Source organism: Leptospira fletcheri (assembly GCF_004769195.1).
Classification (GTDB): domain Bacteria; phylum Spirochaetota; class Leptospiria; order Leptospirales; family Leptospiraceae; genus Leptospira_B; species Leptospira_B fletcheri.
In genome coordinates, this window is sequence record NZ_RQET01000004.1 from 1,027,131 (window position 1) to 1,040,381 (window position 13,251).

At 47.7% G+C, this 13,251-nt stretch carries 15 protein-coding genes; 11 read left to right on the forward strand and 4 right to left on the reverse strand.

The genetic code is table 11. From position 1 onward, the window contains the following. Window positions 1-49: 49 nt before the first annotated feature. The 7 genes from EHO60_RS08120 to EHO60_RS08150 are packed head-to-tail and all read left to right on the forward strand — an operon-like array spanning window position 50 to window position 6,126. Window positions 50-331 (forward strand): hypothetical protein, encoded by a 282-nt coding sequence (locus EHO60_RS08120; protein WP_010414765.1) that lies wholly within the window; start codon window positions 50-52, stop codon window positions 329-331. 8 nt (window positions 332-339) lie between these two features. Then, a complete protein-coding gene (locus tag EHO60_RS08125; protein ID WP_135767623.1) occupies window positions 340-1,491 on the forward strand; it encodes a 4Fe-4S dicluster domain-containing protein in 1,152 nt (383 codons plus the stop codon). Between the two features lie 46 nt (window positions 1,492-1,537). After that, on the forward strand, window positions 1,538-2,389 hold the full coding sequence (locus tag EHO60_RS08130) for a hypothetical protein (RefSeq protein ID WP_246028192.1): 852 nt from the start codon (window positions 1,538-1,540) through the stop codon (window positions 2,387-2,389). Continuing rightward, entirely contained in the window at window positions 2,364-2,819 is a 456-nt protein-coding gene (locus EHO60_RS08135; protein WP_135767625.1) for a PTS sugar transporter subunit IIA, read from the forward strand. Before EHO60_RS08130 ends, EHO60_RS08135 begins: the two co-directional genes overlap by 26 nt. Before the next feature lie 12 nt (window positions 2,820-2,831). Continuing rightward, a complete protein-coding gene (locus EHO60_RS08140) occupies window positions 2,832-3,734 on the forward strand; it encodes an ABC transporter permease (RefSeq protein ID WP_135767626.1) in 903 nt (300 codons plus the stop codon). Beyond that, window positions 3,731-4,501, forward strand: coding sequence for an ABC transporter permease (locus EHO60_RS08145; protein ID WP_135767627.1), 771 nt, complete (start codon window positions 3,731-3,733; stop codon window positions 4,499-4,501). Before EHO60_RS08140 ends, EHO60_RS08145 begins: the two co-directional genes overlap by 4 nt. Then, window positions 4,498-6,126: a PEGA domain-containing protein gene (locus tag EHO60_RS08150; RefSeq protein WP_135767628.1), complete on the forward strand. Its 1,629-nt coding sequence runs from the start codon at window positions 4,498-4,500 to the stop codon at window positions 6,124-6,126. The genes EHO60_RS08145 and EHO60_RS08150 overlap by 4 nt, the downstream gene beginning before the upstream one ends. On the opposite strand, the gene EHO60_RS08155 is transcribed toward EHO60_RS08150, so the two are convergent. Together EHO60_RS08155 and EHO60_RS08160 are read right to left on the reverse strand one after the other, a co-directional pair. Beyond that, window positions 6,114-7,397, reverse strand: coding sequence for a folylpolyglutamate synthase/dihydrofolate synthase family protein (locus EHO60_RS08155; protein ID WP_135767629.1), 1,284 nt, complete (start codon window positions 7,395-7,397; stop codon window positions 6,114-6,116). The genes EHO60_RS08150 and EHO60_RS08155 overlap by 13 nt on opposite strands. 5 nt (window positions 7,398-7,402) lie before the next feature. Continuing rightward, window positions 7,403-8,269: a shikimate dehydrogenase family protein gene (locus EHO60_RS08160; RefSeq protein ID WP_135767630.1), complete on the reverse strand. Its 867-nt coding sequence runs from the start codon at window positions 8,267-8,269 to the stop codon at window positions 7,403-7,405. Between the two features lie 70 nt (window positions 8,270-8,339). Here EHO60_RS08160 and EHO60_RS08165 point away from each other — a divergent pair, with 70 nt between their 5' ends. Next, window positions 8,340-8,735: a hypothetical protein gene (locus EHO60_RS08165; protein WP_135767631.1), complete on the forward strand. Its 396-nt coding sequence runs from the start codon at window positions 8,340-8,342 to the stop codon at window positions 8,733-8,735. A 7-nt stretch (window positions 8,736-8,742) separates the two neighbouring features. Here EHO60_RS08165 and EHO60_RS08170 read toward each other — a convergent pair whose 3' ends face one another. Both EHO60_RS08170 and EHO60_RS08175 read right to left on the reverse strand, forming a co-directional pair. Further along, window positions 8,743-9,540: a glycosyltransferase family 2 protein gene (locus EHO60_RS08170; RefSeq protein ID WP_135767632.1), complete on the reverse strand. Its 798-nt coding sequence runs from the start codon at window positions 9,538-9,540 to the stop codon at window positions 8,743-8,745. Continuing rightward, complete coding sequence (locus EHO60_RS08175) at window positions 9,541-10,233, reverse strand: histidine kinase (protein ID WP_135768004.1); 693 nt, start codon at window positions 10,231-10,233, stop codon at window positions 9,541-9,543. Window positions 10,234-10,396: 163 nt separating this feature from the next. Between EHO60_RS08175 and EHO60_RS08180 the strand changes: the two genes are divergently transcribed. The 3 genes from EHO60_RS08180 to EHO60_RS08190 are packed head-to-tail and all read left to right on the forward strand — an operon-like array spanning window position 10,397 to window position 13,239. Then, complete coding sequence (locus tag EHO60_RS08180; protein ID WP_246028193.1) at window positions 10,397-11,611, forward strand: amidohydrolase family protein; 1,215 nt, start codon at window positions 10,397-10,399, stop codon at window positions 11,609-11,611. Window positions 11,612-11,625: 14 nt separating this feature from the next. Continuing rightward, a complete protein-coding gene (locus EHO60_RS08185) occupies window positions 11,626-12,774 on the forward strand; it encodes a S1 RNA-binding domain-containing protein (RefSeq protein WP_135767634.1) in 1,149 nt (382 codons plus the stop codon). Between the two features lie 3 nt (window positions 12,775-12,777). Further along, window positions 12,778-13,239 carry a tRNA (cytidine(34)-2'-O)-methyltransferase gene (locus tag EHO60_RS08190; RefSeq protein ID WP_135767635.1) on the forward strand — a complete coding sequence of 154 codons (462 nt, stop codon included), beginning with the start codon at window positions 12,778-12,780 and terminating at the stop codon, window positions 13,237-13,239. Window positions 13,240-13,251: the final 12 nt, after the last annotated feature.

A 13,251-nucleotide genomic window follows, 5' to 3' on the forward strand; every position in this document is an offset into this window, starting at 1 on the left:
CAGGCTAAGCCTAAATCTGTCAAATTACCCCCAGGAAACAGGATAATCGATGAGCGAGAAAGTCTATTGCGCCAACTGCCTGCATTGCGTAACCGTAAGGCAGTATGAATCCGAGGCGGACAAATACATCCTCCGGGTCAAATGCACCAAAAAGAAATGGTCCAAACGTTCCGGAGAGGAAAAGCTTTATAAGTATTTTACCGTTGCACGTCGTATGCAAACGGATTGCGAATTCTACGAGCCGATGGGAGAAATTCTGCCTTATATCAAAAATTTAAAGAAAGAATTACCCATTAAAGACGAAATCTATATGGTTAAGTCGCCTAATTAAAAAGGGCATTGTTCGCAAAACCGTTCCTCCTCAAACCCAGAACCGTCAAAGATACGGGCATCCGAAAGACGGTTCTGGATGAACCTTATACCTTAGCCCCCGAAGGCGGGGCACTTCTACTAAAAGAATTTCCCGCCAGGGTCAAGGTGGGCGATCCACTTTTTCAACAATCTTCCGGTACGGTTTTGTCGCCGGTAAACGGAGTAGCCTCCTTAGCTCGCGAAGAAAACGGCACAAAGATCCGCATCACCCAGGATGGAACGTTTCCATCGCGTAAAGAGCCTCAGCCAAAACGTTGGAGCAAGCAAGACGCCTGCGATGCGATGGATTCCCTTGGGGTCGTGTCTCTGGATTTTTGCGAAAGATCTTTGTCCAGTTTCTTCCGGAACTCTCTTCCTCCGAAAGTCATCCTACTTTCTCCTTACACGAAAACCCAAGACATAGATTTCGGTCCCCGGCTTTCAGAGATGTCGGACTGTCATCAGGCTTTTTTACAAGCTCTCGCCGATTGGTTTCCGGGCGTTACGATCCGGGATTATATTTCGGACAAGAAACCTCCCGTCCGTGAATACTCTTATCCTTGGGGAATTCCGGAGTATTTCGCTTATCGAACGGAACGGATTCCGTTTCAGAAATTCGCGGAAGTTCTGTATTTGGGTCCTGAAACTTTATACCATCTGTATAAGGCTCTGTTCTCGGATTTTCCTTTTATTGAAAGGGACGCGAGTCTCTTTTTCTTGGGCAAGAACGGAGGATTACGAAAAGCGCAAAAGCCCTTAACATTTCGTAACGGGCAGAATCTGAAATTTTTGTTCGAGGAATTTCAGGATGATTTCCGTTGGTTTACCTTGAATTCCTTTTATGAGAATTATCCTGTCCGCACGGTAGACGAGAGTTTTTATCTGGATATTCGTCTCCATTCCTCACTGATTCTTCTCGCAAGGCACGATGCAAATCGTTCCGAGTTTCCTTGCGTGGAATGCGGAGAATGTTCTTTGAATTGTCCTACAAAAGCGAATCCTATGGCGCTAGTGGGATTCCGAGGAAAATTCCAGCCCGGCCTATGTATGGAGTGCGGCATATGCACTTTCGTCTGTCCGTCGTCGATTTCCTTACGAGACCGGATCCGTTCCTTCAAAGAGGACAGGCGTGGCGTTTAGCTTTATACTTTCGACGGGAAGAGGGTTTTTTCGTCGGAAGGACCTGTTGTTTCCCGATATTTTGGCAAGCGTCGTCTGCCTGCTCGTTCTTTGTATCGGTTCGAGGAATCTCGTATTGGTCGGAATCGCGCTCGGAGTTTCTTGGGCCCTAGGAGCCGTGGCGTATTTTCTTTTTACCGGCCAGAAATCCTACGGATTGTATTGGGTGAACCAGGGTCTTTATTTTTCCCTATTGGTTCCCCAGGACCAAAGGTATTCTTTACAAATCGTATTTGCCGTTCTAATCGGATTCGGACTTTGGTGGACTGCGGAACGGAATCTGAGAGTTCGGTTTCCCTTAGCGTTGGTCCAGATATCGGTTTTTCTTCCACTCTATCTTTTGCCGGGAATCTCTTTTTGGGAGGAATCCATGGGGTCTCGGTTTCGCGATCCGAACTTCGTAGACTTTTACACTTCCGGAATCTTTGCGAACCTTCCTCTTTCCGGGGTTCGGTTTTCGGCTTTGGAAGCGGCCGGCGGATACGGAGTCATTCTTCTCCTTCCGATTTTATTAAAACGTCCTCTCGCTTTTCTTTTGTGGATTTTTTTCGGAGCTTCGCTCTGTTTTTGGACGGTCAAATCCGGAATTCCGGCTTCCGAGTTCGTCTCGGAACCGGTTTGGGGGGCAAGCGTTGCTTTTGCTTTTGCTCTATCTCTTCCGGGTCGAAATACCGAATCCGCCTTACCGATCTCTTTTTTAGCTTTGCTTCCCGTTGCCGCGGGAATTTTTTTACTTTCCCCGGAAACCGTACCGGCATTCACTTGGGTCCCGTCGTTTTTTTTCATTGAATCCGTTTTGATTCGTATTTTCCTAGGAGATAGGATAGAGAAGCATGAACCAGCTGATGGCTTTAATTAAGCCTGAGACCGTGATGTTCGATTTGGAAGGCTCTTCGAAAGAAGAAGTGATTTCCCGACTTTTGCAAAAAGCGGTCGAAGCAAAATTGATCGAACCCGAGGTTCGAGAACCGGTCTTTGAATCCTTGCTCGCGAGGGAAAAGTCCATGTCTACGGGGATCGGCAGCGGGGTCGCGATCCCTCACTGTTCGGTAAATTTGGTGGAAGAGTTGAAATGCGTGATGGGACTTTCTCCAGGTGGAATCGACTTCGACGCCATAGACCATCTTCCGGTTCACATTTTCATACTATTAATCGTTCCTAAATCCAAATTCCAAGAACATATAAAAACTCTAGCTCAGATCGCCAAAACCCTTAACGTTAAGGACGATCGGGAGAAGCTGGTTCATTCCAAAAATTTCGAGGAAATTCGGAAAGCCTTTACTCCTTAAGGATCTCCGACCTTGTTAGAAGAAGTCCGGCGTTTTTTGGCTTTCGTTTTGTTGCTTTCCGCCGTTTCGGTTTTGTTTTCTCATCTCCGATCGTTAGACCGCAGATTTTTATTCGCGGATTCCGGCATCTCGGAAGAGGACGGCAGGGATTTTTCCGGAGGGAGGAATTTTATAGATTCCTACCTTTTGTTCTGGAAAGGAATTCTGACTTTGGATTTGGGCAAAACCGAGTCCGGTGATCCGGTTTTGAGTCATCTAGGCGCCAGATTTTTACCCACCCTTCATTTGGCGGTCTTTTCCATTTTTTGGAGCGTGATTTTTGCCGTCGGACTTTCCTTCGTCGTTCTCTTTCTGGACTCCTCTTGGCTAAGGGTTTTCCTGGATGCGTCGAGTCGATTGGTTCTATCGACTCCAGTATTCGTCGCAGCAGTCATACTCTTGACGGTTTTCTTTTTCATCCTGGGAGTGTTGCCTCCCGGAGGATACGAATCGGGAGAAACGGTTTATGTGATTCTTCCGGGGATCGCCTTAGGTTCGAGGGTCTGGGCGAGATTGTTTCGATTTTCCTTAAGTATGGCGGAAGCGGAATCGGATTCGGCGTACGTGCGAGTCCTAAAGGCCAGGGGGTATTCGGAACTTCGGATCTTGTTCCGTCATGTTCTTCCGAAAATCCTACCTGTCCTGTTGGTTTTGATTTTCTTGGATTTCAGTTCCCTCTTATCCGGAGCCATCGTGGTGGAGGAGATATTCTTCTTTCCCGGCATTGGAAAGTCCATGTATCACGCGATACGGACGATGGATGTTTCCTTGCTCTCAGCTTTACTTTTTTACAGCGGACTGATCTTTTATATTCTTAGCAGAATTTCGGAAAAATTCCGCGATTCCTTATTGGGATGGGAAACCCAAGCCGCATGAAATCCGCGGAATTTCTACATATCGGAATTGTAATCCTTTTTCTGACGATTGTGGTCGCAGGAATCCTATTCCATTCCCCTCCGACCCAAGTGGATTTAAACGAGTCTTTTCGTTCCGTCTCTTGGGAAGCTCCGATGGGCAAGGACCGCTTGGGTCGGGACGTTTGGGCTATGTTGGGGTACGGAAGTCTTTCCACTTTTCTTTTTGCTGTGCCTGCCAGAATTTTCACTTTGGTCTTGGCGAGCGGCTTCGGACTGATCTCCTATTCTAGTCCGTTTGTACAGAGAAATCTTCTGGCTCCACTTTCCTCCGTTTTTATTTCCATTCCCTCCTTGCTTCTTGCACTGCTGGTAGTCCAGGTATTCGGAGCAGGTCCGTTTTCCCTTTTTATCGCGATCCTACTAGGGGATTGGGCCCAAGCCTATGAGACTTTGAGGGCAAGGATAGACGAAGCGAGTACGAGCGGTTACGTCACTGCGGCACAATGTTTCGGCGCCGGTAAATTTTATGTTTTTCGAAACCATATCCTACCGCAGGCTTTTCAGTTGCTGCGGGTTCTCATGACCACAGGTCTTCCTTCGGTCGTCATGACTTTGGCGATCTTCGGATTCTTGGGAATTTCGGAGGGAGGAGATTTTTTCGGGCCGGGATTGGGGGAACAGATCGCCTTTTCCAAAGACTATGCGGAGTCCGCACCCTGGGCTTTGGTCGTTCCCGTTTTCGGCATTCTTGGATTAGTGTATTCCGTAGGCGGTAGAAAGAATTGATCCTACGTTTCCCGAAAAAATTCTGCGCGGCTTTGGCCTTATGCGGATTTTTGGCGCTACCTCAGGGAGGAACTCTGTGGGCCGTGGACGACTATTACGATTTTCCGGGGATTTCCTCCCGAGAAAAAATCGAATTCGAAAGGGAAAGGAAACTTTGCTTTTTTCCGCTTCGAAACATCACGGGCGATTCGAATCTGGATTTCTATTCCGCCGGATACGCTTCCGTTCTTTATTCCGGTCTGAAATCAGTGGTTCAGATCTACGATGAAAACGCTCTTCCGACCGTAATCCAACATTCCTTCGGTAAGCAGGAGTCTTCTCCGGTTGCACCTCTAAAGGAGGACGAATGGGATCGGGAAAAATTGAATCGTCTGAAGGACGGAAAAATTCCCCTCTCCGTCAAAAAGGATCCGAGATACTTATCCTTACGGTCCGAGCCTTTCGAGTCGGAGTCCGCTCCCGACGAATCCGGCGCCATTCCTCTGGCAAAGAAGAACAACTGTTTTTATACGGTTACGGGCGAGTTCGAAAGGAGTTCGCAGGAAGAATTGAAGATACGTATTTTTCTCCGTTCCTTCAAAGACGGATCTAAAAAGGCGTTTTCCCATAAAACGAGCGTTAGACGATCCTATCAGGAGATGAATCCTTTGGTGGTGGAGCTGAAAAATTTCGTTTTGGGAAAATCCACCTTGCGCCTCTCCGTTCGCTCGGAAAGCACTTTGGGTTCTTTGGTTTTTTTAGACGGCAATTATATCGGTAAAACGCCTTTGGTTCGGGACGATATCCTTCCGGGGTTGCACGAAATTCGGGTCACTCGCGACGGCTTCGACGATTGGAAAGGAGAAGTAGACATGAGGACTTCTTCGCAGGAAATCCAAGTCCAGTTGTCTAGAGAAAAGAAAGAAGGATGGCTCTCCGTCACCTCGGATCCTCCGGGAGCAACGGTATATTTCGGTTCCCAGAATCTGGGTGTGACTCCCTTGGTCAAGGTACCCGTAAAAGTGGGTTGGAACCGACTTAGAGTCGCGAAGGAAGAATACGTCGACTCGTTAAAAGGAGTGGAAATCAAAAAGGGAGAGAATTCGGAGGTCTCCGTCTCTTTGAAAAAGGGAGATACGGTTTCTTATTATAAAAATAAAAAATACGTTTTCATGGATCACACATACGACGATTTCGCGATCTATTCCCTTTATGGGACTCTTCTGTTTTATGCAGGTTATTATTATTTCAACCTGAAGGCGGACTCCGTTTTGGAAGGTGCACGACCCATGACGGATGCGATGACTCTGACGGGTTTAGCTAGTCTGGCCCAGTCCTCTCCGAATTTGAACACTTTCACCGCCGCATATCTCTATCAATACAATATCTTCAGTCAGGCGGAAGCCAAGGCGAATTATTATCGGGATTTGGGAGGCGTGTTTTCCCAGCAGAGAGGTTTCCATGGCGGATTTATGCTGTACGGGATCGCGGCTATGCTGGCGCTTAGCGTCACTTTTTATTGGTTGGGTTTGGACTCGGAAACTCTGGATGTGGGGGTCGCTCCGGTAAAGACTCCTTATTTCGTCAAAGGCCTGGAAAACCGGCCGGAAACCGAGACTTACGCAAGGTTCAATTATCGTTTCTGATCCTTGTGCGAAAAACCCTTTACGGCATCTATTACATATTTATAAAGTCGAAAGCTGCCTAATATCAGTACCCCTTTGTCCGCAAAGGAAAACAATTTGTGTGAAAAATCCGAAGGGCGTAAGAGAAAGGATTCGTATCCTTTCGGAAGTTTGAATTCCGCTCCCCCTAAAAAGGTCGCTTCCGTACCGTTTTTCCTGCAGTAAGATAGGATTTCCTCCGCCATGGTTTCCCCGTCCTTGTCGGGGAGGAATCCGGCGATCACGTTTGCGGATTTGCGGGAAAATCGTGACGATGCGTCCTCCAGGGTTGTCCTTATTGCGTCCGGATTGTGAGCAGGGTCGAAGACGATCTCGGGATCGATAGAGAGCAATTCCAATCTACCCGGCGGAGGGGAAAAACGAATTTCGGAATCTCCGAAAAGGGTGAAATCGGTCTTTCCGAAGAGCCAGCTCTCTCCTTGTAAAGATGCGGTTTCGAGAAAGGGTAGGCGGTGGAAAAAGCGGATCGCTTTTTCCACCGCCCACGCGGAAAAGTTGAGATTATAATCCAGGTAGGAGATTTTTGCGGTCTTTTCGGGATAAAACGCGACTTCTATCCCTTTCGCCGTGCAGAAATCACGAACGTCGGCGTCCAGATTTTCCGGGTGTTCCATGGACAGAAGTAATCCGGTTTTGGATCCGGCTATATTCAATTTTTCTTGTAGAATTTTCGCTTTCGTATCTCCCAAGATGGATTTGTGGTCCTCTCCGATGGAGCACAATACGACTACATCCGCCTCCGCGAGTCGGGTCGCGTCCAACCTTCCTCCTAGTCCGGCTTCGAATATCTGAATTTCCAGGTCCTCCGATTCGAAATGTACGAACGCTCCCAGAGTGAACCACTCGAACCAAGACAATTCCGCAAGTTCGGAAAGATTCGATTTTTGGAATATACGATCGCTTAATTTCTTTAAATCCAGATCGGAAATCGGTGCGAGATCGGGACTTTTCCGGATCCGTTCTCTGGGATCCAGAAGGTGTGGGGAAGTATAGAGACCGGTTCCTAATCCTAAACGTACAAAAATCTGAGCCAAAAAATGGGATACGGATCCTTTGCCGTTCGTTCCCACTACGGAAATTCGAAGACGAGGCTTCTTTCGTTCTCTCCATCCGTACTTATCCAGAAAAATCCGAAAGGATTCCAGGGAATATTCTTTGAATACGTTGAAGTTTCTGGTCTTTTCCAGATTGATCAACTTGGAGCCGAATTCTAAAAAGCCCGATTCCTGCATGCGTATTATTTCGTTTTTAAAGCGGAGAAGAGTCTTTGTCTTCCGCGTTCCACGTATTCCGCTTCCAACGGGATTCCCGTAAAAAGCCGGAACTGTTCCACCGCTTGGTAAAGCAACATTTCCGTTCCAGGGATGATCGTCGTTCCGGAACTTCGAGCGGCTTCCACTAACGGAGTGACCAGCGGATTGTATACGATATCGAATAATGTTTGTTCCTTCCGAAAGAAGGAGGAATCCAAGATCGGACCTGGATTTTGTCCTTTCATTCCCAACGGGGTCGTATGGATCACAAGAGAGAATTCCTGCGATTTACTTTTTGCGGAATCCAGATTTGAGAAGGAGGAAGATCCGGATTTCACTTGGTTTAAAAGTCGGACGATTTCCATTCCCGTGGTTTCGTTTCTCGAACCGATCGTTAAGTCCGACACGTTTGCGGACTTGAGTAGCGCAAATCCGATTCCTCTCGCACTTCCTCCGCTTCCCAGGACCAGCACTTTTCCGGAAAGAGAATCGGGGGCCGTTTCTAGAATCGCTCGAACTGCTCCCAGTCCGTCGGTATTGAAAGCTTGCACTCCGTCTTCGCCTAATACGAGTGTGTTGCTTGCACGCATCGCTTGAGAAGCGGGATCCGTTTTGTCGGCGAGATCGTATGCGGTTTCTTTGTGGGGGATGGTTACGGAAAGACCTTTTACTCCGAACTTTCGTAAGACTCTAAGGTCGTTTTTGTCTACAGTCGTAACAGGAAAGACAAAATAGGCGCAATCTAGACTTAAGTCCTGGTACCAACCTTCATGAAGTAAGGGTGAAAGGGTGTGGGAAAGCGGATTTCCGAGGATGCCGAAATATTGGGAACTGTCTCTGAAGATTTTCAATTGGGATCGGACCGTTTTTTTCGCTAAAATTCTCGACTTTATCCCAAAACCCGGAAAACCTGTAAACTAGATGGGGATCCTGGCTTCGTTCTACGATTTTCTTCCTTCCTTCGGCACTCAACCTTTTTTAGTCTTGGCCGCATTCTCCGTAGGATGGTGGACTCCTTTTACCAACGCACTTTTCGTCATCGGAATCAGCGGTGGTCTGGCCTGGTATTTCTATTTTTACAAACGCAAGGATCTTTTGGGCGGTTTTTGGGTGGCTTTTCTGGTCGCCTTATTGGGCTCCCTGATCATTCTTTCGATTTTTCAAGACATCATACGAGATGTGGTATTTTGGCTGATCTCTCCGAAGGTCGGAATTTACCAACTTTCCAACGTGAATCTGATTGCGGTTCTGATCGGAGGCTATTTTGCCCTTTATATCATGAATCGGATCAATCATAATAAGGAAAGAAGGGATTAATTTTCGTTTAGTCCTGTTTCGAACCCTTTTTCTTCGTATTCTTTCCGATTTGCTCCGCGAGAAACATCTCGAAAATTTTCGTGTATTTTAGAAAATTATAATAAAATCCCATTACGGCGAGGATTAATCCGCGTCTTCCGTCCAAAAATCCGCAGCGTACGAAGTACATCCAGAAGGACTTATATCCGGCTTCCGCCAAGGCCAGGAAAAGTCCGGAGCGTTTGCCTTTCGCGAATTTTTCCGTGGCAGCCAATTCCGAGTAGCTGTTGATGAAATTCACGTGATCAAATAGATTCTGATAGGAATAATGCAGCACGGGGTTTTTTAATTTCCCCATTTTCCCGTCGAGCTTTACGGATTCATGAACCTTTTCGCCTATGAATCTGCCCTTGGATTTTCTGAACAATCTCACCCTACGATTCGGATACCAACCACCGTGTCGGATCCATTTTCCCATATACATGGTCAATCTGGGGATGGAATATCCGTCCTCATCCGGCTCGCGTCCTCCTAAGACTTCGCGAATCTCAGCCTCCAGGTCCGGCGAGATTTCCTCATCAGCATCCACGCTCAAGATCCAAGCGTTTCTAGCCAGCGAGATCACATGGTTCTTTTGGCCGACGTAATCGTCGAATTCCCGGAATACGAATTTTGCTCCAAAATTTTCCGCAAGTTCCTTGGTTCTATCCTTGGAACCGGAATCCAAAACGATGATCTCGTCCACAAATTTCAAAGAGGACAAGCACCGGGAAATATTGTCCTCTTCGTTCAGGGTGATGATGCAGGCAGAAATCGGAAGGGGCATTTAGGTGCGGGAAAAATCCTTGTCCCTTTCGGACTTAAAATTGCCGGTAAGAGGAATTTCCAATCTTGCGATCGTCGATTCCTTACGAATTCCGATACGGAAATAGGAAGGATCTATCCCTTCCCCTTTGAGCATAATCAATATCAAAGCGAGTCCTAGGCCGGCTCCTTCCGTATTGTCCGCGTTATCCAGGTAGAATTGCGCAATGTCCGCATACTGCATCCCTTTTTCCAACTTTTCCCTGAGGGACTTTTCCTCTTGGGGAGTGACCGGGGTGTTGTTGATCACTTCGATGCGGATTCCGTCCAGGGAATAATCGAAATTAATGAGGCAATAATATCCTTTCTTTTTCGCCTTCTGTCCGAATTCCTCCGCCATCGCTTCCGAAAATAATTCCCGGTATTCGGAAACGCCTTTGGTATAAGCGATTTCGTCGGTCAGGTCGTATCCTTTTTCCTCGAAGAAAATCCTTTTTTGATTTGCCTTGCAGGCGTTGATCGATAACTCTTTAACGATCGTATAAATCGTCGGGACAAGAGTGGGGGATGTGACTTTGTCTAGGATCAGTTCGACCGCTTCCTGGATATGTTCCTCTACAGATCTGGTCATCCTATGCGTCTTGAGGGATAAAATTCTTCCGTTTTCCACCGTCAGTCGGATGTTATCGGATATATCCCGGATTTCCTGACCCATTACCTTGAACTTTCCGGAACTCGATTTGTTTGTCAAGAGACTCATAAACGCCAGTCCAAAAAAGGTCTTCCTGCGTTTGAACATCCTGTTTTTTACGAACTTGCTTCTACTTTGCTCCTTTGGCTCGCTTCGGGCTCAAAGCTGGAATTGGAAGGGAGTGTTTGTGCTCGAACCAGGATCGTTAGAATACAAAGGACCGGTGGATCTTTCCGTCAAGGACGGCTTGGTGGAAAAGATCGTACCTTCTTCCAAGGAGGCGACTCCGCTTTATCTTTTACCCGGATTTTGTGATGCCAATGTCACTCTTGGGGCGAATTCCCTAGGCGGACAAAAAGACAAAAAGGAATTGGAAGAAGACTTACATTCGTTTTTGTTCCATGGATTCGTTCTGGTTCAAAGCGTAGCGGATGCGAATTGGGCCGAAGAGGTCGCACGTTCCAGAAGACAGAAAGGCGAATTTCCGCAGATTCTCTCCTCTTCTCCGGTTTGGATCGCGGATTCTCCGGAATTACGAGGTTCCGAAACGGATCGGAAGGGATATAAAATCCTCCACTCTGCGGTCGAGGCGATGCAAGCCGTCGCTTCCAAGGCGGGGGGCAAGGCGCATATTTTTCTAAGACACGATCCCGGGGAATTGTTCCAACTAGACGGGCATCTTCTATATCGAATGAGGGCCAAAGCCGACTCCCAGAGGCTAGAATTGGCGGTTTCTTCCTTCGGGGAAGAGTTTGCGACTTGGGAGGCGCTGTCGGCCGGAGTTCCCGTTCTCTATCATCCGATTCCGGAGACGGCTTCTATCGTCCCTGTCTCCGGAAATTTAGTCCAATCTTATTGGGGACCCATGTTCGGAGTGTATTATAATCAAAAGCAGGTCGGGACTTCCGAATTTTCGACGGAATGGGATCGTCTGCTCGATTGGAGTCCGAAATTCAAGGAAAAAGCTCCGACAGCGGAATGGGTTTCCTCTTTGAAAGGATTGAGGGAAAAGGAAAAAGCGGAGGCGGATCAGGAGTATGATTCCTATCTTGCGTTTCTGAATGCCCGCAAGAATCTGGCTTTAAAGATTCTTCTTGCTTCCGGTGCGGGAAATTATCTGACGTTTCCCGGAATTGCAGGATGGAAGGAGATCTCCTTACTGTCCAAGATCCTAGGGCCGAAGGAAGCATTACGCGCGGCAACAGAAACCACATGTACATATTTGGGCGCCGCGCATGAGGGGAAAATCCGAACGGGAAAATCCGCTCAATTTTTGGTCTTTGAAGAGGATCCGTTGACCGACTGGGGAAAATTACGCTCCCTGAGAACGATCGTAACGGAGCGGAAAAAAACGGAAATCGCTCCGGCTAAGAAAACGAAAGTGAAGGGAATTCGCGGATAAAGAGAGGAAGAAAGATGAAAGAATCCCAAAAAGAACTTTTTGAAAAACTTTTGGACGAGAGTTTCCGAAAAAAAGCGGCGCTAGAACCAGGAGCAAAGGTAACTGCGATCGTAAGCAGCGTAAAATCGGATTATATTTTTATCAAGGCCAAAGGAACCGGAATTTCGGGAATCGTGCTCGCGGAAGAATTTACGGAGCCTCCGGTCACGGGCTCGGAATTCGAAGCATATTTTTTGCGCGAGTCCTCCGGAGACCAATATTTTACGACCTGTCTCAGCGGAGATTCTTTGGAAAAGGATTTTCTTTCCGTGGCTCAGACTTCCGAAATCCCCGTGCTGGCGCATATCGTAGGTGAGAACGAAGCAGGTGTCGAGGTGAAGCTCGGTGAATCCTTGGGATTCTGCCCATTTTCTCAACTCGATCCGGAATTGAGAAAGCAGGGCGGGCTAGTCGGAAAATACCTTCGCTTTTTGATCGTGGAAGTCGGACAGAAAGGGAAGATCGTGGTCTCGCAAAAGAAAATCGCGGACAAGGAAAAGGAAGCCAAGATCTCCGTGCTGAAAGGGGAATTGAAGCCCGGAATGTTCGTGACCTGTAAGGTCAAATCCGTGCATTCCTTCGGGTTGATCGTGGAAGCGGACGGACTGACCGCTCTCGTGCCCGCGTCCGAAGCAACATTCAAGAAGAACGCGGATCTTTCGACGGAATTTCATCCAGGCCAGATCCTTCGCGGGAAAGTTTTGAAACTGGATTGGGAAGAAAACAAACATAGTTTTACGGTTAAGGATTTCTTAAAGGACCCTTGGGCTCAGAACGTTCCGTTCAAGGAAGGCGACGTCGTTTCCGGAATTGTGGAGAGCATCAAGCCTTTCGGTTTATTCGTGAAATTGAACGAACATTTTTCCGGTCTAGTCCCGAATCGGGAGAGCGGCGTTCCGAATAGAGTTCCCCTTTCCCAGGTGTTTAAGCCGGGAGACAAGGTGGATGTTTTCGTGATGGAAGTGAATTTGAGCAAACGACAAATCTCGCTTTCTCTTACTAAAGCGAAGGAAGTGCAAGATCGCCTGGATTATGGAGGATATCTTTCCGAAGAGACTTCTTCTACGGGTTCTTTCGGAGCGATCTTGGCTAAGTCCTTGGCCAAAGGGAAAAAGAAGGGATAAAATATGCCTCTCCGGATCGCCTTGTTCCGGCCGGAGATTCCGCCTAACACCGGTAACATTGCAAGATTGTGCATAGCGCTCGGGGCGGAGTTGCATATCGTCGGGGAGCCCGCATTCGAATTGACGGAAAAAGCGGCTAGGAGAGCGGGCCTGGATTATTGGGATAAGGTACGTTTATTCCGTCATGAGAATTGGGAGAACTTCCTCGTTTCTTTGCCGCCGGATTCCGGTCTCTATCTGATTTCCACCAAGGGTTCCGTTTCCTATACGTCCGCCAAATTCTCGGAAAACGATTCCCTTCTTTTCGGAAACGAAACCTCCGGGTTGCCCCCGGAACTCATGCGGTCCGTAGAATCTTCTTCCGTCCTAAGAATTCCCATGGAAGAAGAGTGTAGATGTCTGAATCTGAGTAATGCCGTAGCGGTGGTCGCATACGAGGCCTTGCGACAAATTAGGAATTGGTAATGTAGCAATCGG